Source organism: Acidobacteriota bacterium, assembly GCA_040754075.1.
GTDB lineage: Bacteria > Acidobacteriota > Blastocatellia > UBA7656 > UBA7656 > JBFMDH01.
This window is the reverse complement of record JBFMDH010000016.1, coordinates 51,157-72,412: the sequence shown is the minus strand read 5'-3', so window position 1 is coordinate 72,412 and position 21,256 is coordinate 51,157. Positions and strand designations below refer to the sequence as shown.

The 21,256-nt window shown below is 48.4% G+C and carries 18 protein-coding genes; 9 read left to right on the top strand and 9 right to left on the bottom strand.

Annotation, left to right across the window (positions count from 1 at the left end; genetic code table 11):
- Window positions 1-216 precede the first annotated feature (216 nt).
- The gene (locus AB1757_17710) at window positions 217-1,464 is read right to left on the bottom strand and encodes an acetate kinase (protein ID MEW6128879.1); all 1,248 of its coding nucleotides are present in this window, start codon (window positions 1,462-1,464) and stop codon (window positions 217-219) included.
- Window positions 1,465-1,657: 193 nt separating this feature from the next.
- Between AB1757_17710 and AB1757_17705 the strand changes: the two genes are divergently transcribed.
- The 6 genes from AB1757_17705 (at window position 1,658) to AB1757_17680 (ending at window position 7,424) form a co-directional block, all read left to right on the top strand.
- Window positions 1,658-2,218, top strand: a complete 561-nt coding sequence (locus tag AB1757_17705; protein MEW6128878.1) for an ankyrin repeat domain-containing protein — start codon at window positions 1,658-1,660, stop codon at window positions 2,216-2,218.
- 21 nt (window positions 2,219-2,239) lie between these two features.
- Window positions 2,240-3,232 carry a DUF2268 domain-containing putative Zn-dependent protease gene (locus AB1757_17700; protein MEW6128877.1) on the top strand — a complete coding sequence of 331 codons (993 nt, stop codon included), beginning with the start codon at window positions 2,240-2,242 and terminating at the stop codon, window positions 3,230-3,232.
- A gap of 39 nt (window positions 3,233-3,271) precedes the next feature.
- A complete protein-coding gene (locus AB1757_17695; protein ID MEW6128876.1) occupies window positions 3,272-3,952 on the top strand; it encodes a protein tyrosine phosphatase family protein in 681 nt (226 codons plus the stop codon).
- Between the two features lie 184 nt (window positions 3,953-4,136).
- On the top strand, window positions 4,137-5,699 hold the full coding sequence (gene nadB / locus AB1757_17690; GenBank protein MEW6128875.1) for an L-aspartate oxidase: 1,563 nt from the start codon (window positions 4,137-4,139) through the stop codon (window positions 5,697-5,699).
- 168 nt (window positions 5,700-5,867) lie between these two features.
- Window positions 5,868-6,326 (top strand): hypothetical protein, encoded by a 459-nt coding sequence (locus AB1757_17685; GenBank protein MEW6128874.1) that lies wholly within the window; start codon window positions 5,868-5,870, stop codon window positions 6,324-6,326.
- Window positions 6,327-6,665: 339 nt separating this feature from the next.
- Entirely contained in the window at window positions 6,666-7,424 is a 759-nt protein-coding gene (locus AB1757_17680) for a hypothetical protein (GenBank protein ID MEW6128873.1), read from the top strand.
- A gap of 113 nt (window positions 7,425-7,537) precedes the next feature.
- Here AB1757_17680 and AB1757_17675 read toward each other — a convergent pair whose 3' ends face one another.
- The 8 genes from AB1757_17675 to AB1757_17640 form a co-directional block, all read right to left on the bottom strand.
- Entirely contained in the window at window positions 7,538-8,584 is a 1,047-nt protein-coding gene (locus tag AB1757_17675; protein MEW6128872.1) for a DUF4922 domain-containing protein, read from the bottom strand.
- Between the two features lie 18 nt (window positions 8,585-8,602).
- On the bottom strand, window positions 8,603-9,823 hold the full coding sequence (locus AB1757_17670; protein ID MEW6128871.1) for a metallophosphoesterase: 1,221 nt from the start codon (window positions 9,821-9,823) through the stop codon (window positions 8,603-8,605).
- 277 nt (window positions 9,824-10,100) lie between these two features.
- Window positions 10,101-11,582: a glycosyltransferase family 2 protein gene (locus AB1757_17665; protein ID MEW6128870.1), complete on the bottom strand. Its 1,482-nt coding sequence runs from the start codon at window positions 11,580-11,582 to the stop codon at window positions 10,101-10,103.
- A gap of 11 nt (window positions 11,583-11,593) precedes the next feature.
- Window positions 11,594-12,280, bottom strand: a complete 687-nt coding sequence (locus AB1757_17660; GenBank protein ID MEW6128869.1) for an N-acetylmuramoyl-L-alanine amidase-like domain-containing protein — start codon at window positions 12,278-12,280, stop codon at window positions 11,594-11,596.
- 101 nt (window positions 12,281-12,381) lie between these two features.
- Complete coding sequence (gene cyaY / locus AB1757_17655; GenBank protein ID MEW6128868.1) at window positions 12,382-12,726, bottom strand: iron donor protein CyaY; 345 nt, start codon at window positions 12,724-12,726, stop codon at window positions 12,382-12,384.
- 79 nt (window positions 12,727-12,805) lie between these two features.
- Window positions 12,806-13,960 carry a glycosyltransferase family 2 protein gene (locus AB1757_17650; GenBank protein ID MEW6128867.1) on the bottom strand — a complete coding sequence of 385 codons (1,155 nt, stop codon included), beginning with the start codon at window positions 13,958-13,960 and terminating at the stop codon, window positions 12,806-12,808.
- A 72-nt stretch (window positions 13,961-14,032) separates the two neighbouring features.
- A complete protein-coding gene (gene can, locus AB1757_17645) occupies window positions 14,033-14,674 on the bottom strand; it encodes a carbonate dehydratase (GenBank protein ID MEW6128866.1) in 642 nt (213 codons plus the stop codon).
- Window positions 14,675-14,680: 6 nt separating this feature from the next.
- Window positions 14,681-15,436: a methyltransferase domain-containing protein gene (locus AB1757_17640; GenBank protein MEW6128865.1), complete on the bottom strand. Its 756-nt coding sequence runs from the start codon at window positions 15,434-15,436 to the stop codon at window positions 14,681-14,683.
- 374 nt (window positions 15,437-15,810) lie between these two features.
- Here AB1757_17640 and AB1757_17635 point away from each other — a divergent pair, with 374 nt between their 5' ends.
- The 3 genes from AB1757_17635 to AB1757_17625 all read left to right on the top strand — a co-directional run bounded on the left by AB1757_17635 (window position 15,811) and on the right by AB1757_17625 (window position 21,236).
- The gene (locus tag AB1757_17635) at window positions 15,811-17,880 is read left to right on the top strand and encodes a thiamine pyrophosphate-dependent enzyme (protein MEW6128864.1); all 2,070 of its coding nucleotides are present in this window, start codon (window positions 15,811-15,813) and stop codon (window positions 17,878-17,880) included.
- 342 nt (window positions 17,881-18,222) lie between these two features.
- On the top strand, window positions 18,223-19,461 hold the full coding sequence (locus AB1757_17630; GenBank protein MEW6128863.1) for a D-alanyl-D-alanine carboxypeptidase: 1,239 nt from the start codon (window positions 18,223-18,225) through the stop codon (window positions 19,459-19,461).
- Between the two features lie 734 nt (window positions 19,462-20,195).
- The gene (locus tag AB1757_17625) at window positions 20,196-21,236 is read left to right on the top strand and encodes a DNA cytosine methyltransferase (GenBank protein ID MEW6128862.1); all 1,041 of its coding nucleotides are present in this window, start codon (window positions 20,196-20,198) and stop codon (window positions 21,234-21,236) included.
- Window positions 21,237-21,256 lie beyond the last annotated feature (20 nt).

Genomic DNA, 21,256 nt, shown 5'->3' with positions numbered 1-21,256 from the left:
TTGCGCCCGACGGCGCGCTTTAACCAACTCTCAACGAAATCAAAATATTTTCAGTTTGCATTCAATACCTTGGAAACTAAGTTAGTACATTGGAACCTAAGTTAGTTGATATTTTTCAGAGTTCAGAGTAACGCCTTCAGGCGTGAGAGAAGAGCGATTCACGCATAAATGCGTTACTCTGAACCTCAAGAAATTTAGTTTCCACTGTAATTAATCCTACTTGCTTGAGCGTTCTTTACTGACACAACGATAGGTATCGCGGGCAATCATCAATTCTTCGTCGGTCGGGATGACATAGGCTTTCAGCTTTGAACTCTTTTTACTGATTAAACCTTCGCGCCCGCCAATGTGTTCGATGTTCCGCTTATCGTCGAGGTCAAGCCCAAGCCAGTGCAAGCCTTCACAAATACGCGCGCGAACCTCTGCCGAATTTGCGCCGATGCCGCCGGTAAACACCACCGCATCCGCGCCACCCATTGCCGCCAGATATGCGCCGATATATTTGCGCGCCCGATAGGTAAAAATATCAATCGCCAGTTGCGCCCGTCGGTCGTTGTTCTCGTGCGCTTCATCCAAAAGTTCTCGCATATCGTTCGTGAGTCCCGAAATGCCAAGCAACCCCGATTGTTTATTGAGCAGGTTTTCAACTTCGCGGGCGTTCAACCCTTCTTTCGCGCCGATGAATTCAACTATCGAAGGGTCAATGTCGCCCGAACGTGTGCCCATCACTAACCCTTCAAGCGGCGTAAAGCCCATCGACGTATCTATCGAATCGCCGGCGCGAATCGCTGCCGCCGAGCAACCGTTGCCCAAATGCAAAGTGATGATGTTGGTTTCATCGCGTTTGAGGTCGAGCATTTGCCGGTAACGTTGCGCGACATAGCGATGCGAGGTTCCGTGAAAGCCGTAACGACGCACTTTATAACGTCGATAAAGTTGATACGGCACGGCGTACAGGTAAGCGCGTTCCGGCAGGGTTTGATGAAAGGCGGTGTCAAATACGGCAACCTGCGGAACCCCTGTGCCGAATTGTTCGCGGGCAGCCAGAATGCCTTTGATATTGGCGGGATTATGCAGCGGCGCAAGGTCTATGCAATCTTCAATGCTGCGCAAAACCTCGTCATTAATGATGACGGATTGTTGAAAGCGTTCGCCGCCGTGAACCACGCGATGCCCGACAGCATGAATATCAGCGATGGAATTTATCGCCTCAACCCCTGAAGCCGGTGAAGAAATCCAACGCAGAATATAGCCGACGGCTTCGCCTATATTATGCAAAGGCGCGGTCAACCGAATCGGCGTTTGATTATCTACCTGCAAAACCATAATGGCTTCGCCGCCGATGCGTTCAATCGTGCCGCGCACCAAAGGCTGATCGGCATTGCGCGCAATTACATCTTCGTCGGTCGGAATAATCTGAAACTTAACGGTTGAACTGCCACAATTCAAAACTAAAATATTCATAGTCAATCTCTACATCATCGCTGTCAGAGTCAGGGGGAATTTTTCAAGTGCGCCATTTTACAACGTCCATCAGGGTAAATGCCAAAGGTGAAGGTCACAATCGCCTCTTATGAGTTTGTCTTTTCGCTTGTCTCGGATGTTTCAGTTGCGCTATACACTATCGTTCAAATTTCATTATTTGAGGAAACGATAAATGCCACGAAAAATTCTTATGGTTCTTATTGCGTTCATGTTTGCGTTTGCTGCCTGCTCGAAAAATAGTGAAACCGCCAACACCAACAGCGCCCCAAAACCTAACCCCGACATTAAAGATGTCGAAGGTTTCACGCCGCTGATGAATGCCATTAAAACCGGCGATGTTGAAGGCGCAAAACAGGCGATTGAAAACGGCGGCAATGTCAACGCCAAAACCAATTCCGGCATCACGCCGCTGCATATTGCCGCAGGAATGGGCAACACCGAACTGGTTAAAATCCTCATCGAAAAAGGCGGGGACGTAAACGCCAAACCGCCGGGAAATTTCACGCCACTGATGCAGGCTGCGCTCACCGGACAAAAAGAGGTGGTTGAAATATTATTGGAAGCCGGCGCGGATGCGACCGTAAAAGATGTTTCCAACAAGACCGCTGCCGATTGGGCGGATGCCAATAAACACAAGGAAATTGCCGATATTTTGCGAAAAAAGACCGGCGAACCGGCGAAACCTGAACCCGTCAAGTCGGATGCTAAACCGATAGAGAAAAAACCTAAATAAATCAATCCCCGGAGTATCACCATGCGAATTGCCAAAATCGCTTTTTTGCTAACGGCGTGGTTTATTTTTTCTGCGTCGATGGATTTTGCCTCAGAGCAGGAACCCGCGCCTGCAAGCAAACCCAATCTTGACCCGGATAAAGCGCAATTCATCACTTCGGATATAGATAATTTCTGGCGCGCTTATGACCTGGCGGCGAAAGAACCCGATTTTGAAAAACGCAAAGCGATTTACCAGCGCGAGTATTACGACAGAGGCTCTCAAGGGGTAAAAGATTTCATCGTCTTGCGCCTCGGTAAAATCGAAAACTTTGTGGTAACGATTGAGAAACATCCGCAGTATTACGCCTCGATTCGTCAGGAATCGCTCAAAGTCAATTTCCTGAAAGACCAAATCAGGAGGAGTTTTAAGAAATTAAAAGCTCTTTATCCCGATGCCGTTTTTCCCGATGTCTATTTTATGATTGGCAAATTGAGCACCGGCGGCACCACTTCAAAAAACGGTCTGCTCATCGGCACGGAAATGTATTGCCGCAGCAAAGCGACGCCCGAAAATGAATTGAACGATTGGCTGAAAGCGGTTCTCAAACCGATTGCGACCTTGCCGGCGATTGTCGCGCATGAACTGATTCACATTCAGCAGGACACCCCGCGAGCCGACACCTTGCTTGCGCAATCCATCAACGAAGGCGCGGCGGATTTTTTAGGTGAGCTGATTGCCGGACAAATCATCAACCCGCACCTGCACAGTTATGGCAATCCGCGCGAAAAAGAACTCTGGGAAGATTTCAGAAAAGAGATGAATGGCAAGGTTTATTCAAAGTGGCTTTACAACGGCACGGCGGCAAAAGACCGACCCGCCGATTTGGGCTATTATATGGGCTATAAAATCTGCGAGTCGTATTATAAAAATGCCAGAAACAAGCGCCAGTCCATCAAAGATATTTTGCTCATCAAAGATTTCGAGCAATTTTTTAAAGCCAGCGGCTACGCAGAAAAATTCGCCGGGAAATAAAATTGCCTGGCGATTGATTCTACCGCCAAGGAGAAGGCTATGACCCCGATTTCAAAATCCATTTGCTTATTGCTTTTCTGGTTGATGGTTTCATCAGCATCTTCAAAATTACCTTTCGTAAACGAAGCGATACATCCTCAGGAACCCTCAAAAAAACTTTATGTTTGTCCGCCTTGCGGTTGTTCTCAGGATGACGAAGTTTTTACCGAAGCCGGCACCTGTTCGCTGTGCAAAATGGCTTATGTGGAAAAGACCGATAAACTCAAAACGGTCGATGCGATTTTCACCTTTACGCGGATCAATGAAACTTTTTGCACAGCCGGACAACCGACCCTCGAACAACTCGAAAGCCTGAAAAAAGAGGGCTTCAAAACCATCATCAATTTGCGCCCGCCGAGCGAACATCAAAGCGAAAAAGAGGCAGCAAAAGCCAAAGAATTGGGATTTCGCTATATCAACATCCCGGTGGTTTACCTTGCGCCGAAAGACGAAAATGTTGATGCGTTTTTAAGACTCACGGATGAAATTAAAAACGAAAAGGTATTGATTCATTGTACGGCAGCGGTTCGCGTCAGCGCCTTCTGGATGATTCGCCGCGTCCTGCGTGACGGATTGCCATTTGAAAAGGCGCTCGAAGAAGCCCACAAAATAGGGCTGCGCAATCGCCCGCATTTAATCGAATTTGCCCGCAAATATATTGAAAGCCACGCGAAGAGATGAAGAGGTGATTGGCTTTTTAGTTTGCCTTAAAGTTTGGGTTAAAAATTTTACAGCCATAATGGGAGTTAATAACTTACACTCGGATGCGTTTTTACAGTTCTGGTTTTCTCACCGCTTCACCTGTTCACCGCTTTACCGGAAAATGTGACTTCATTAACTCGCCTTGTTACAATCTCGAATAACTATGAACGATAAAATTGATTTCATCATCGTCGGCAGCGGTGTAGCGGGACTGCGCGCCGCTGTCGCTTTAGCCAAAGTCGGGCGCGTCGCCGTTTTAACTAAAGATAAGGTCAGCGAATCAAACACCGAATATGCCCAGGGGGGGGTCGCGGTAGTGTTAAGCGACGACGACAAAATCGAGTTGCACGTTCAGGACACCCTCGAAGCCGGTGCCGGACTTTGCGACGAAGAGGCGGTCAATGTTCTGGTCGAAGAAGGTCCACGTTACATCACCGAATTGATTGAACACGGCGCGAAATTTGATAAGGTTGGCGATGAATTGCTGTTCACACGCGAAGCCGCACATTCGCGTTCGCGCATTCTGCATGCAAGCGGCGACGCGACCGGGCGCGAAATCGTCCGCGCCCTGGTTGCCTGGTCAAAAAGTTTTACCAACATTGAATACCTGCCGCACGCCTGCACCCAATCGCTCATCGTTAAAGACAATCGTTGTGTAGGGGTTACCTATGTCGAACCTCGCACCAACAAAGTCCGCGCCCTTTATGCCCGCGCGGTGGTGCTGGCGACCGGCGGCGCAGGGCAACTTTACCTGCATACGACGAACCCGGATGTGGCAACCGGCGACGGTCAGGCAATGGCATATCGCGCTGGCGCCGTGCTTGCCGATATGGAATTCATTCAATTTCACCCGACGGCGCTGGTGGTTGCGAATGCGCCGCGCTTTTTACTTTCGGAAGCCATGCGCGGCGAAGGCGGGCATTTGCTCAACGCCAGGGGCGAACGCTTCATGAAAAATTATGATGAACGCGCCGAACTTGCGCCGCGCGATATTGTCAGCCGTTCGATTCATTTTGAGATGCAGAAAGACGAGGCGTTGAATGTCTGGCTGGATATGCGCCATCTGGATGGCGAGTTCATTCGTGACCGGTTTCCGAAAATTTACGACACCTGTCTGTTTTACAACGTTGACATCACCCGCGATTTGATTCCGGTCTCTCCGGCAGCCCATTACACGATGGGCGGGGTGCGCACCGATACTTACGGACGCACCTCCATTGACGGGCTGTACGCGGCAGGCGAAGTTTCCTGCACAGGGGTTCACGGGGCAAATCGTCTGGCATCGAATTCACTGTTGGAAGGTCTGGTCTTTGGCGCGCGCGCAGGGTTTGCAGCGATTCAGGAATCGCCTTCGGAAATTGTCGAAGCCGCGCCGCGCGATTGGGATTTCGGTGAGACCACCGACTGGCAAATCGGCGATAGCACACGACGTGAAGTTAAAAAAATCATGTGGGATAAAGTCGGCATCGTTCGCCATGAACAAGGGTTGAAAGCGGCGCTTGATGCCCTCGAAGAGATTGCCTCGCGACAAATGAACACGCGGTCATGGAATTTCGTCACCCTCGCTAAACTCATCGCTCAGGCGGCGCTCTCAAGACGCGAGTCGCGTGGCGGACATTATCGCAGCGATTTCCCCGAACGCGATGACGAACATTTCAAAGCCCACACTTTGCAACAACGTATAGACCTGCAACAGGTCAGCACCAGTACGAAATTGAATAATTAGGATTCGGGATGTAGGATTCAGGGAAGAAACGATGAAAGCGGAACGATGAACGAAGAACAACCTTAAACCTCATTTTGTTCCTCGTTCATACTTCATACTTCATACTTCATACTTCATACTTTCTTTCCCTGAATCCTGTATCCTACTGACAAAGGAGTGAACCAACCGATGAGTACCATGAAACCGGCAACCACCGAAGACGCTCAATTGATTTTGAAGTTATATGAACTCCGGCGCGAAGATGAAATGCGCAAAGCGCGGAACTGGTATTTTTTTGAATTCAACCCGCAATCTGTCGATGACGTAAGAGCCGTCTGGTTCAATCCGCAACATCCGCACAATGCCCATTTCCGTATGGTGACCACTTATTGGGATATGGCAGCGTCATTTGTGGTTCACGGAACCTTAAACGGCGATTTGTTTCTGGAATCCGGCAACGAAATGATTTCCATCTGGGCAGTCATTGGCGATTACATCGAAGAATTACGCAAGCTATCGGGACTTACAACTTACCTGGGTAATATTGATAAAGTTATTCAAGCGCACCCGGCGGCACAGGAACGTTTGGCGTGGATGAAAAAGATGATTGAGCGGCGTCGGGAATCGGCGAAGCCCGAAAACCCGTAAGCAAAAATATTTTATAATTTTTTTTCACCTGAATGAGGGAGTCCGAAAAAAATAATTGCGTTAATTAACGAATCGGAAATGATTCCCTCAAAAGGAGAAACCCCTCATATCGGTTTTACCCGAAAAGCCCGAATGCCGGAGATCCTCTCGAAAGCATTCGGGCAAATTCCTCTCTAAAGACTTTCACCCTGACTTACATCCTTTCCATCATTATTGTTGATTACACCACCTTCACATTGTATATTTTCTGCGTCCCTGAAAATTTTCCGCTCCCTCTAATTTCCAGCCCCGTACCCCAAGCCCCGATAGCTCAAGCAAATTCATACACAGGATTCTTAAATGAAAAAATTGGTCATCTTCATTGGCTTGATACTCACATTAGGCGTTACCACCTACGCGCAAAAATCGCCTTCGGAAACCGTCATTAAATTTTACCGGGCATTGAAAGATAAAAAATATGTTGAAGGATTTCACGTTTCCGTTTATCGCGGCGCAATCGAAGGACTCACACCTGCGGAATTGAAAGAGTTGGAACCCGATTTTGCCCGAACCTTTTCCGAAATTCCCGACAAAATTGATGTAAAAGGCGAACAGATCAACGGCGAAACGGCGACCGTGTTTTTAAAGTTCGAGGCAATCGAAGAATTTCAGCAAATTACCTTAATCCGCATCAATGGAGAGTGGTTGGTTGGCGACCAGGAATCTTTAACGATGGTCAACCAGCAGGGTAAAAACTTTTTCTTTAACAGTCGCATCAGCGTCAACGAACAGGAAGCGATTTTGATGCTCTCCAGAATTCATAGTTCCGAAATCATCTATGCGCAAAAATTCAATAATACTTATGCGACGCTTGCGGAGTTGGTCAAATTACAGGCATTGAATGAAGATATGGCAGACAGTGAATCAAGCGGCTATTTCTTTGCAATGACCATGAGCGAGGATAAAACTTCGTATGCCGTTACTGCGACGCCAAAGTTGTATGGCAAAACCGGCAGAATTTCTTTCTATCTTGATCAGACCGGCATACTTAAAGGCGAAGATTTACAGGGCAAAGCCGCTACTAATCAATCGCCGGTATTTCAACCGAAAAACAATTAACTCATACGATTCTATCGGCGCGCATGACCACCCATTACCGAGGTTAAGCAAGCGGTCTTTGACCGCGCCGTAACGGTTACGCTAAACCCGCATTCGCAACCTGCTCGAACCAATCAAAACCCAACCGGAGTTTGAATGGCACAAAGCGGTTCGAGAATTTCTTCTACCTGTTCAATCGGCAAACTGACTTCCTTAAAAATCGCTTCGATTTGCCCGGCATCAATCTTTTCATAATGCGCCTGTTCGGGCATCACCAGAATTCCAGCCATATCCACAGCGCCCGGACTAATCATCATTCGCGCTTCACCTTCACCGTAAAAACAGGCGGGGCGATGGCGGGCGCGCGGAAATAAAATCAAGGTAAAAATGCCGCGCTCGAAATAGGCAATGAGATTCATCATCGGCTCAGGTTTGCCGGTGGCTGCGGCTAATGCCTGAATGACTTGATAAGCCCAGTTGGTAATTTCAATGCGCGAAGCGGCGCGAAAGACAATGGCGCTGCGCCCGAAATCGCCAAGTGTGAACAATTCAAAATCGCGCCGCGCCAAATCTTCACAGACATCGCAGTCAATATCCGCCGATGGCTCTGTGTTTTTCAACACTTCATCAATTGGCAACAGCTTGCGCGAACAGGCTTGCAGGTGAAAGTGGTCTGGCGCCGACGCGCCGCATTCGGCTCCGTTGTATAACACAAAAAACGCTTCACCTAAATCAAAGGCGAGCGCCAGCAAATCCTCGATGTGCCCGTCAATTTTTTGCTCGACATGATTTTTATGGGTAATGACCAGATGGTTATCGAGCACCGGGAAAGGGTTGCAGAGGATGACGAGATTTTCATCGTATGCAATGCCCTTCTCTTCTGCGGGCAAATGGTCGGCGCACAAAAAACATTTGCGGGCTTCGATTGAGGCTCGATCAACGGCGGCGGCAGTGCTGCGAACCCGACGGGGATTGTGCTGCACGACAACGCTTGAGCCGTCACTTTCGATACGGCGGGTTTCAATTTGCGAAAGCGCCGCGTACCCTTCGCCGAGCGCCGACCAGTTTTCTTTCTGGTGTTCAATCAATGCCACCACATCGTCACGAAAACCGTATTCGCTTTGACTTTTTTGATAGGGTTTTAATTCATCCGCATTGAGCATCCGCGCATGCCAGTTCACCTCTAAAATCTCCTCCGATTAATTTTGCGAATCGTTCGCTCGTTTGAGTCGAATTAATGTCACTTCCGCAGGGGCGTGATAGCGAATCGGCGCAAGCGTCAGCCCCAATCCGTTATTGACGCTCACCAGCATTTTATCGACCTGGTAAAAGCCCGTCACATACGGCGTTTCAAATGATGAGCCGGTGAGCAAAAAACCCGGCAGAGGAAAAACAATTTGCCCGCCGTGCGTATGTCCTGCAAGGAACAGGTCATAGCCTTTCGACTTTGCGAAATCGACCAGGTCGGGTGACGGTTGGTGAATGAGAAAAATATTGACTGCACCTTTGAGCCGTTGCGATTCGATGGTCGCAAGCGTCGCCTGCGACGGTCGCTCGCGATAGGCATTGGTTACGCCGGTTATCGAAAGCGCCGAAGCCTGAACCGGAATAATTGCCGCGAGGTTATCCAAAACGTTGATGCCGTTTTCCTGCAATTTTCTTTTGACGAGGGCTTTGTCGCCAAACAAATCATGATCGCCAACGACCGCATAAATACCATGCGTTGCGGTCATTTTTCCCATTGCCTGCGCCCCCGCTTCAACAAACTCGGTTCCAGATGTCACCACGTCGCCGCTAAAGAAAATCACATCGCCTTTGAGGCGATTTACCACATCGACATAGTTTTGTAATTTCGAGCCATTGGTTTCATTGGCTGCTTGCAAATCGGCAATGTGAATGATGCGGAAATTTTCTAACTCGGCAGGCAGATTGGCAATTTCGACGATGCGCTCGCGTGTGCGAACCGTCCAGGTATCGCGATACACTCGAACGACAACATAAACGATCACTATACAGCTTAGTCCAAGCGCCAACCACACACGATACTTCATCCAGGACTTTCGGTAGGAATCGATACGCGAAAGGAACAGGTCGGCAAAATCAATAAGCAAAAATCCCATTGCCAGTTGCGCAGCGAAAATCAATCCCAGCCAGAAAGGATAAATCAACAGGATATTCGTCCAGCCGCCCGGTCTTTGAATCAATCCCAGAAGATTGGTGAATTTGAACGAATAACCGATTGCCCCCAGCACCGGATAGGCAATGCACCAGAGGGCAACGAGCGCCACCATCCACCCCACACGCTTTTTTTGCCAACCGCTTAATTCAGCAGTTGAATTGGCGATTTTACGCCAAACATAGAAATGTAAAACCGACCCCACGAGAGTCAGCATCAATGTCATTCTGAGTGCCCACGGCATAGATTGAGTTTCTCAAGTTTATACAAATTTGGCGACAGGTTTTGTTTAATGCGGAGGCGACCTTAATGAAATTTACGGACTCAGGCAGTAACCCTTGAAGTCAATTTCCCTTTCTCAAAAGTGAAAATGCGCTTCTCGAATTGGGCGGATTCATTTAGCTTATCCGCCCAATCTGTTTCTTCCGCCTCATCCTAAGATAAACTCTCACATTCCACAAAGGTAAGCTGATAAGGTTCTGACGAGAAGTTAAGACCCGACCGCATTCAACAGCAATCCATCAGATTTTGGTACGATTCATCTCCATGCGCGCCCGTATTTCGATGGTTCGCAAATAATCTTTATAAGCGTCGTAACGATTCGCTGTGGCAAGCGGCAAAGCGGCATCCGAATTCCCTTCCCAACGTCGCGCATAATAAATCGACTCGTAGATGCGCCCGATTTCATAATGCCTGGAAATCCTCAATGCCGTTGCATAGTCTTCGCCATAACTGGTATTTGGCAATCCGAACCGGCGCAGCAGCGGCGTCCAAAAGGCGCGCGGCGCGCCGAGTCCGTTGATGCGAAGCGCATTGTTGCGCCCGTTTTCCCGCGTCCATTCTTTGTGGTCAATGAGTCCCGGCGGCAACTCCTGCAAATCGAAATTCACAATCGTGTATGAACCGATGACCATCGCATAGTTGCCTTCCGTGAATTTCGCGACGATTTTCGCAAGCGTCTGCTCATCGGCATAAAGATCGTCGGAATCGAGTTGGGCGGCTATTTCGCCGCAATGTTCAGAAAAGACGGCTGTATTCCAGCAACCGCCGATACCTAAATCTGGGCGTTCAGGTTTGAGGTGAATCAGATTGGCATGTTCGGTTGCAAGTTCACCAAGTATTTCCGTGGTTTTATCGGTCGAATGATTATCGACAACGATGACATTGAAAGCGAAATCGCCAACTTGCGAAAGGGCGCTTTCCACTGCATCTTTTATCGTGCGCTCACGATTGCGCACAGGGATAATGACGCTGGCGCGAACCGCAAACTCGGATTCTCCCTTTTTCACGGTTTGAAAATGCGGCTCAAGATAAGCGCCGATGCGTTTGAGGTGAGCGGTGGCGACCGCTTCCATTTCAATTTGATAATCGCGTTGTCGCGGGTCAACGTAATCAAATTGTTTTTCACCCGTCAATCGTTTATCGGTCGGCACCCGCGTGTAAAGCGGTTCGGGGATTCGCAACAATTGATGGTCAATCGAAAGTTTTAATCTGAGGTCATACAACCCACCCCATTGCAATTTTTCATCAAGCGCGCCGTAACGTTTCAAAGCGGCATCGGCAGCGCGTTTGGAAATCAGCGCCACCGAGCCGAAATCGAAAGTATCGCGCAGGCTGCCGAGTTGATAGTCAATGAGCGGATGGTCGCTCAACTGTCCGTCATTTAAGTCGCGAAAATCGCAATAGACCCAGGCGGCGTTGCTGTCTTCGGCGGTTTGCAAAAATCTTTCGATGGCGCGAAAGCCCATCTCGACCGCTTGCCCCGGCAACACCAGCAACAGGTATTCGGTTTTGGTCTCCTGTAAAACCTGCGTCATTCCAACGCCACTCAGTAGCGAGTTGACGGATAATTTGCGGGTTTTGAGTTTCGCGGTTGAATAGCTTTGCTCTTTGCCTTGCAGTAACAAGGTTTCAACAACCGCGGGGTTTTCCGCGAACGAATCAATCAATGCCGATTGTTGTTCACTGTCTTCATTGATGAGTGCAATGGTAAGTTGTGACATAAATTTGATGATTATTTAATAACCGGTCTGAGTATTATCAATCCCGACATGCGGTTTGGTTTGAGGAATTCGTTCAAGTTCTGGTCAATCACTTTTTTTGCGGCGCGCGAGGCATGGCGCAGCAAAATAGTTTCGCCTTCAGCAATCAAAATGCCGGTATGAAAAACATCGAGATTTTTTTTCGCTGAACCGAAAGCCACAAAATCGCCTGTCTTTATTAGGTTTTTCACATGCGATAAATGACGTTTGGGGAAAACCCGGAAACTTGCGCGCGCTGTTGGCAAGCCCGCAATAATATTCAACTCACGAGTTTTTGTAACCGTGTCTTTGCCTTTGGTCAGATTTTTAACCAAGCCTGCGCGTTCATTGATGCGCCACCAGTCTGCCATGTAGTGATTGCGCTTCGCCCAGCTCACTTCGCCGTTTTGATAACGGATGCCAATGAGATGGGTTTGAAATTCATCAGCGTTTGTTGAAAGCGCCAAAGCCAGAACCGTTTCAATAAACGTCACGCAATCAAAGCCATCGAGTCGCGTCACCAGTTGTTCGGGTTTTTCAAAACTTCCGACGAGCGAATTCGCAACATAAGGTCGTCCTAAAAATGACGCGGAGAGTTTTTCGATGCGAGCCGCTAAATCGCTTTCCTGGGCGACGGATTTAAGCAGACGGTTGATCTGCGCCTTTTCAGTTTTTTTCATAAACAAAAACAATTCAATGATTCTTTAAGACAATCCTTTTTGATTGGCAAGGCGGATGTTTCAGACTGGCAAACCTCGCCGGATTTGCCAGTCTCGCAAAACTATTTTAATTCAACGCTCTCATCGCCCAACTGTTCTCTCGTGAGTCGTTGCATCACCGCTTGAATCGCTTCGCCGGTATCGCTTAACACAAAATCATTTCGTTCATCCGACCAGTTGAATTTAAAACTTGAAACCCGCGCCGAAACCCAGATTTGTCCGGCTGGCGAATTGGGGCTAATGATAAATTTTCCCGGTTCGCCCTCTTCAAAAGTGATGGACAGGACGCCTCCGGTCACTTCGACATCGATGTCGCGCGTATCGGCTAAATTACTGAAAACTTTTTCCAGTTGGCTAATCGTCGCTTCCGATTTTTGCTGAAACTCGGCATCGCTCAATTTATTCATGACATCGCTCCAAATCGTTTCGCAGTCAGAGACCGCTTTCTCAACAAGGTTACTTTTCGGCTTTGTTGACCACCTTAGCCTAAATTTTATTGGCTTTCAATTCCGCGAGTGAATAGTGTGTGCCGCGCCAATCAACCCCGCCGCGCATCACCGCCAACAATGCCGAACGCCACATGATGTAAAGAAAAAGTAAAGTTGCGAGCGGGAAACAGAAGGCTTGCCAGCGCGGGCGATTTTGCAAACCGGCGCTTGCCAGACACACCGATAAAATCATAATCATCGCCGCCAGATTGACAATTCGCGTTGCGCCGCTGGTTAAAAAGACCGCGACAAAAGGAAAGACATTAAACAACAAAACCGCAAGGGTTGAAAAACCCAGCAACCACAAACTGTAATTCACCCCTGAAAACGCATTCTTCTCCAACCCGCGAACCAACTCTCTCACTGACGCATACCATTCGACGCTGAGCATCCCTTTACCCAAAAGCAATTCCTGCCGGTGTCCCGATTGTTTAATCAATTTGCCGAGTTTCATATCGTCATCGGGTCGCATGGCAATCGGTTGGTGTCCACCGATTTTGCGATAGACACTGGCATAAACCATGTTGAATCCGCCGATGCCGATGTGCGCCGCGCTGCGCGGATTTTTCGCCCGCCAGAATCTCGAATAAACCGAAAAGAAAACGCTGAATGCCAGGGTGAAAATATTCAACCAGAAGCCCTGCATTCGGACTTCCATCAACACCGTCACATTGTCGAGTTTTTGCGCTTGCAAATAGCTCACGGCGCGCGCGACCGTCGTTGGTTGCATGACAATATCGGCGTCGGTGAAAAGCAGAATGTCACCGGTCGCCTGCCGCGCGCCTGCATAAAGCGCGTGATTTTTTCCCAGCCACCCGCGCGGCAATTCTCTGAGATGAACGACGTGGAGACGCGAATCACTTCTTGCCATTTCGTTGAGAATTTCTCCTGTGTGGTCAATCGAGCGGTCATTGATAACGATAAATTCGATGTTCGGGTAATCTTGATGCAAAACCGATTGCAGGGCTTCGCGGATATTGCGCGCTTCGTTGCAGGCGGGAATGATGACGGAAACTTTCGGCGGTGTCGGCGCGGCAAGCGGGTTTATATCTTTGAGGAAAACGATTGAGCGATTGCCGATTGCCAGTTCGACCAAAAAAATCAACCAAAGGATTGCGGTTATCAACGCCAGATAAAAAAGGACAAATTGCATAGAGGGAAGTCTACATCAACGCTGCCATTTTAAAATTTTTGATAACAGGTAGTGACTACAAAAAAGCGACGCTCAGGAAAGCGCGGCAACTGCCAGACGATAAACCCGCCTCATCTCTTCTTGACTGGCAATGTGAACGCTCAAATCGCGCAGCAATCCGTCGTGTAACCCGTAAATCAATCCGTGAACTTCAAATCGTTGTCCGCGTTCCCATGCCGATTGTATAACCGTGGTCTGACATACATTGAATGCCTGTTCAATGACATTCAATTCACATAGTTTTGCCAGTCGCGCCTCTTCATCCGGCAGGCGCATCAAAAGCGCTTCATGCTTTTCTATAATGTCGTGAACGTGGCGCAACCAGTTATCAATCAAGCCGAACTTTTGATTGAGCAATGCCGCCTGCACGCCCCCACAACCGTAATGCCCGACGACGATGATATGTTTAACTTCCAGAACGTCAACCGCGTATTGCAAAACCGAGAGACAATTGAGGTCTGTATGAATCACCAGGTTGGCGACGTTACGATGAACAAAGAGTTCGCCGGGATTTAACCCGACCAGTTGCGTAGCCGGAACGCGGCTGTCGGAACACCCTATCCAGAGATAATCCGGCGATTGTTGTTTGGAAAGCGCTTGAAAAAAATCCGGGTCACGTTCACTGATGCGGTCAGACCAGGTGAGGTTCTTATCAAGCAATTCTTTAATTATCATACTCTCCTATTTTTTGGACGCGACAATTCGCAAACGACGATAATCAACAAACCACACCCCGTCAATGAAGTTCTTCGGTTTCACACGCGCTTCGATTTTGGCTAAGGCATCATCAAGGAGATTTTCCGGCAAGGCATCGAGCATCTTGCCGCAAAACATGTTAATCCAATTGCGCAAACCGTCTTCGCCTTCGAGCGGCGTTTGGCGTTCAAACCACAAAGCGTAGGTGACATTGAAATCATGATTTTCGAGAAGCATTGCGTATTCGCCAATCGAAGGAAAATACCAGTCGTGATTGACTTCGACGTTCACCATTTCTTTAACCGTGTCGCGAATCGCCTCCGCGACATTTGCGGCATTGCCGCGCCCGCCGAATTCCGCGACCAGTCTGCCTTTCGGTTTCAGTGCCCTGGCAATGCAGGTGACGGCGTCTTCGGCGCGCTTCACCCAGTGCAAAGCGGCGTTGGAAAAGATGGCATCGAAAGGTTCATTGAAACTAAAATCGGTAGCATCGGCGACCAGAAATTCGATTTCGGGATAATTGTTTTTCGCAGTGACAATCATCTCTGCGGATTTATCAATGCCAATCACCGTCGCGCCCGTTTCGGCAATCGCTTTGGTCAATTGTCCTGTGCCGCAACCGACATCGAGTATGCGTTCATTCGCTTGGGCATCCAATAAATTCAACACCTCGCGCCCGAATTCATAAACGAAGGCATGTTTTTGTTGATAGAGTGCAGGGTTCCAATCGTTTTCAGCCATAATCATGCTCTCTTTAAATTGTCTTTAAAATAACGTCTTTTTCCCCTCTTGATTTTCGCTTGATTAACAGTATAAATGCCTCGCGCCTTACAAGAAAATAAGGTCGGCTAATGAGTTCATCAAGTTCGCTAATCGCGTTTGTTGAAATCAACTTTTTCTGCTATCTTCTCCCTTTGTACGGGAAGGAAACAAAGAAAAACGTCACTTCTTGCAAAAACCAAACAACGCAAACTTATGCATTGCCCCTGCCTCGATACGCACAAACCCTTTTCGTGTTTCAGACTGAGTCTGTAAGCGTTGGCTTTGTTCGTATACGAGCGTTATGATTTTGGTTTGGCATAAGCCCAGGAATCGAACAAAGGAGAGTAGTCATAATGACAGCAAATGTAATGGCGCAAATACCCTATAAACCCCTCGCTGACACGCCCGGTCTCGTCGATATCGAAGAACAATTGGAATGGTTTCGCCTCATCTCACTTGGCAGAATGTTGGATGAAAAAGCCCGCATCTATCTCAGACAGGCAAAGGGCTGGTCATATCACGCTTCACACGCCGGACACGATGGCATTCAGTTGGCGCTCGGTTTAGCTTTTCGCCCCAATAAAGATTTTCTATTTCCCTATTACAGAGATATGTTGACCTGCCTTGCCGCAGGCATCACCCCTTATGAAATTATTTTAAACGGACTCATGAAAGCCGGTGATGTCGCTTCGGGCGGGCGGCATATGAGCAATCACTTTGCAAAAATTTCCATTGGCATCTGGAACGTTTCATCGGCTACCGGCAATCACGCACAACACGCCGCAGGGCTTGGTCGCGCCGTGAAATATTACGACGCCGACGCCATCGTCTACAGCAGTCAGGGCGAATCCTCAACCTCAGAGGGTTATGTCTTTGAAGCTCTCAACGGCGCATCGCGTGAAAATCTGCCGGTCATCTTTGTGGTGCAAAATAACGGTTACGGCATCTCGGTTCCGGTGAGCGAACAATCCGCCAATCATACAGTGTCGGAAAATTATCGTGGCATTAAAGGACTGACGATTATCAATTGCGATGGCACCAATCCGTTTGATTCAACCAAAGCCATGCGCCGCGCCACCGACCTGATTCACGCAGGCAATGGGCCGGTTTTGTTGCATGCTTACTGCGAACGTTTGCACGCTCATTCCAATTCAGACCGCCACGAACTCTACCGCAGCGAAGCCGAACTGACCGAGTGTCGCACCTACGACCCTTATGAGAGATTGCGTTTGCATTTGCTCAATCTTGAAGGCGCATCGCTTGATAAACTCAACGCCATCGAAGATGAAAATCGCCGCATTGTGCAGGACGCTTCGGAACGCGGAGAAGCCGCGCCCGACCCCGACCCGAAAACGGCGACGCTTTATGTCTTCCCTGAAGAAGCGAAAGTCACGCCGGCGGCGACGGTTCCACACGAAGGCGGCGCGATGATTACCTTGCGCGAAGCCATCAATGAAACTCTGAAAGCAGAATTTCGCCGCAACCCCAACACTTTTTTGTGGGGACAGGATGTTGCCTCGAAAGATAAAGGCGGGGTGTTCAACGTCACCAAAGGGATGCAACAGGAATTCGGACCTTCGCGAGTTTTCAATGCGCCGATTGCCGAAAATTATATCGTCGGCACAGCTAATGGTTTTTCACGTTACCGCGAAGACATTTGGGTAGTCATCGAAGCCGCGCAATTCGCCGATTATTTGTGGCCCGCAATGGAACAGGTGGTTGACACATCGCACGATTACTATCGCTCGAATGGACAATGGACGCCGAACATTGTGGCGCGACTTTCATCAGGCGGTTACATTCACGGCGGGCTTTATCATTCGCAGAATCTCGAACCGTTTTTCGCGGCGCTTCCGGGCATTCGCGTGGTCACGCCATCGTTTGCAGATGATGCGGTGGGACTCCTGCGCCACTGTATGCGCAGTCGTGGATTTACGTTTTTCCTCGAACCGAAATATTTGTACAACCAGATGTTCGCCAAAGCGCCGCATCCGGGCGATGAATACGAAATCCCGTTTGGCAAAGCGCGCCTTCATCGCGAGGGCACAGACCTGTCGATTATCGCTTACGGAACCCCTGTGCATTGGAGCATTCGCGCTGCCGATCAATTGAAAGAGAAAGAAGGTCTGAGCGTCGAAGTCATAGACATCCGCACCGTTGTGCCGCTCGATACCGAAACCATTTTCAAATCGGTGCGCAAGACCTCAAGAGCTTTGGTGGTTCACGAAGCGCAACTGTTTGCCGGGTTCGGCGGTGAGATTGCCGCAAAAATCGCTGAAGCGTGTTTCGATAGTCTCGATGCGCCGGTGATGCGCGTAGCCGGAAAGGATTGTCCGGTTCCCTTTTCACCGATTCTCGAACGCGCAGTATTGCCGGAAGTCGAAGACATTTATAAAAAAGCTTTGGAATTGGCTAGATATTAGCAGCCGCATATTCAATATTTCGCTGGCGTTGAGAGCGGGTCACAGGCTGCCATTTTGCGAGCTTCGCAATTAAAGCCCGCTCTTCAACTGCGGTTTGAATATTGATGATCAACCGGTTTTGCCCGATTCAGATAAAAGGCAATAGTCCGAAATTTGAGATAAAATTGATTCGCGCTACTGCCTTTTATTTTAATAAAATTAAGTCAGGCTCCTCACGCATCCCAACAAAGCAGCAGAAAGTCCATGAAGTTTTCTGGTTATCTCCCAAAATTTTTTCTCCACACCTTTCAAACAAATTCGACCTTCAACGGTTTGGCGTTGATTCTTATTGCAAGTCTGCTGATGATTTCCTGCACCGCGCGCTCACAGGGAGTTTCAACCGAACCGCCGCCCACGCCTGAAAAGGCAACTTTGCTTTCGGCAACCCCTGCGCCTGAATCGGTAAAAAATGAAATGCCGCCGTTGCTGGCGCTTGATAATTATAAAAAGACGATTCTGTCGCGCTGGCAGAGACTCGAAGACCAGGGCGTACTGATTGAAACCCTTGATGGTAAACACACGCTCGCCGAACTGAATGCTGACAATGCGTTTAACCCGGCATCGGTGATGAAGCTTGCCACGTCGCTTGTCGCCCTTGAAAAATTATCGCCGTCCTATCGCTTTCGCACCAATTTTTATGCCGACGGCAACATCGATAAAACGGCGCATAAACTCTCAGGCGATTTGGTTGTCGAAGGCAATTTAGACCCCATGTTTTCGCATTTTGATGCCGAGCAGGTCGCCGCCGAACTCTTCAAACTCGGCATCTCACAGGTCACTGGAAAGCTGAGAATCGCCGGAACTTTTTACTTTTTTGCACGCGGTTATAAATCCAACCTCTCACGCGAAACCTCAAAAATAAAGTTGTATGAAGCTTTTCGGCGCGCTGGACTCAAAATCGACGGCGGTACAAGTTTCGGAGAAAAATCCGGCGCGCCGTTGCTGGCGCATTATTCCGACATTTTGACCAACCTCCTGCTTTATCAAAATGCCCACAGCAGCAATGCGATTGCTGAAGTCATCGGTGAACAGTTAGGCGGCGCGGAAGCGATACAGAAATATTTAATTGAGAATTTGCAATTGCAGGAGGCGGAAGTTTATGTCGGGCGACCTTCAGGGTTGGAATTCAATCGCCTGACGCCGCGGGCGTCGTTGAAAATCTTACGGGCTTTAGTCGAGTTGTTAAATCATCATTCCTTAAAACCTGAACAGCTTTTGCCGGTCGCCGGCGTTGATCAGGGAACCCTTGGCGGGCGGTTTGCAGATGATGATTGGCGCGGCGCAATCCTCGCCAAAACCGGAACCCTGTTTACTTACGATAGAGGGGTGAGCACGCTTGTCGGCATCGCCTATACGAAAGCGCGCGGCGCATTGCTGTTTGCAATTTTCAATTCCGACGGGCGCATCCATGCCTATCGCCATTTGCAGGATAATTTTCTCGAACAAACTATTGAAGAACTCGGCGGCGCAAATGCGCTTGCCCGAAAAGCGGCGGCGCTTGAAGATAATAAAATGGCATCAATTGTTCAACGGCTTTATTAAACAGGATTCAATAGGTCAACGCCACTGCCCGCTCATATAAGCGGCACAAAACGGATCAGACCGATACTTAGAGTTCTACAATCATCAGCGACTACATCAGGTATTGAACTATCCCCGGCTGAAGTTCACTTCGACTACTAAGGATAGCGAAACGAAAAGACCCCACTGAGCACGCCCCCATTTTTCTGTATTGAAAATTGGTTCTACTATAAAACAACGTGAATCAATGGCGGAAAAACGCAATCACGAGTTTTTAAAATGTCTTTTCGTGCAAGCAATTTTAGCCACTTCCGTTATGTACTGAACCGCTGATTAAATTTATTTCATGATGTAAAGTAAAACCATGACTCAAAAATCTTCCGACTGACCAGCGATAGGATTGTCATGATCTGACGTATTGAAGTAGCGGTTGACGACCGCAGTGTTGATGGAGATTGATGAAGACTGGCAAAACACACCATACTATCTGCCAAAAACCTGAGGCTGTTCTTTGTGAGGAGCAAATTTACAGAAAGAAGGTTGCGTTATCACAACAACTTATGACGACCATAATTGAATGGATGATAGAGATCAAAACTCGAATTATCAGGCGACGCAACCACGACCGCCTACCAAACAAGATGGATAATACTGTGTGTGGCGGCGTAAATTGAGTCGTGACGAAACACCTTTTTTCCATTAAGCTTAACTAGCCTCAGAAGTTCAATTCAAGAGGAATATTCTATGGTAAATCTATGAGCAGACCTGTATCAGCAGTTGATCTATTTTGTGGCGTAGGAGGCTTGACACATGGGTTCACCCTAGAAGGGATCAAAGTTCGTGCTGGTATAGATATTGATCCAGCTTGCAAATATCCCTTCGAGCATAATAACGACAGCACTTTTTTATCAGAAGATATCAGTAATGTTACTGCTGAACATCTCAGATCGTATTTTTTAGACGGGGAGGTGAAACTGCTTGCTGGATGTGCACCCTGTCAGCCGTTCTCGACTTACTCGCAAGGTCATAGAGATGAAGAAGATCGAAGATGGATGCTACTTTACCAGTTCGCTCGATTGGCGGAGGAATTGCACCCTGAGATGATCACGATGGAAAACGTCCCTAAACTAGAGAATCACGAGGTTTTTATTGACTTTATAAATGCACTGAGAAAGCTTGATTATCACGTTACGTATTCTATCGTTGACTGTCGCTATTATGGTATTCCGCAAAACAGAAAACGACTTGTGATGTTTGCTTCGCAATATGGCGAGATAAAGCTTCAATGCCCAACGCATAGCGAAGAAAATTTCATGACAGTCAGACAGGCTATCGAAAATCTCGAAAGAATAGCTGCTGGAGAAGCGTCAAAAACCGATCTGCTTCATCGCGCCAGCCTGTTAACTGAGAAAAACCTCCAACGAATTAAAGCTTCTAAACCTGGAGGGACATGGAGAGATTGGGATGAAGAGCTTCGGACAAAATGTCACATCAAAAAGAGCGGCAAAACTTATCCGAGCGTTTATGGCAGAATGTCTTGGGATGAGCCTGCACCAACAATCACGACTCAGTGCTACGGGTTCGGTAATGGGCGGTTTGGTCATCCTGAACAAGATCGCGCCATTTCGCTGCGAGAAGCCGCTCTCCTGCAAACTTTCCCAGAAGGTTACGCATTCGTTCCGCCTAATAAGACAGTTCATATGAAAACTGTAGGCAAATTGATCGGCAATGCTGTACCAGTGATGCTTGGGCGTGTAGTCGCTCGTAGTATCCTGCAACATATAGCAAAACTTTGATTTGCTCCGTAACTGACCCG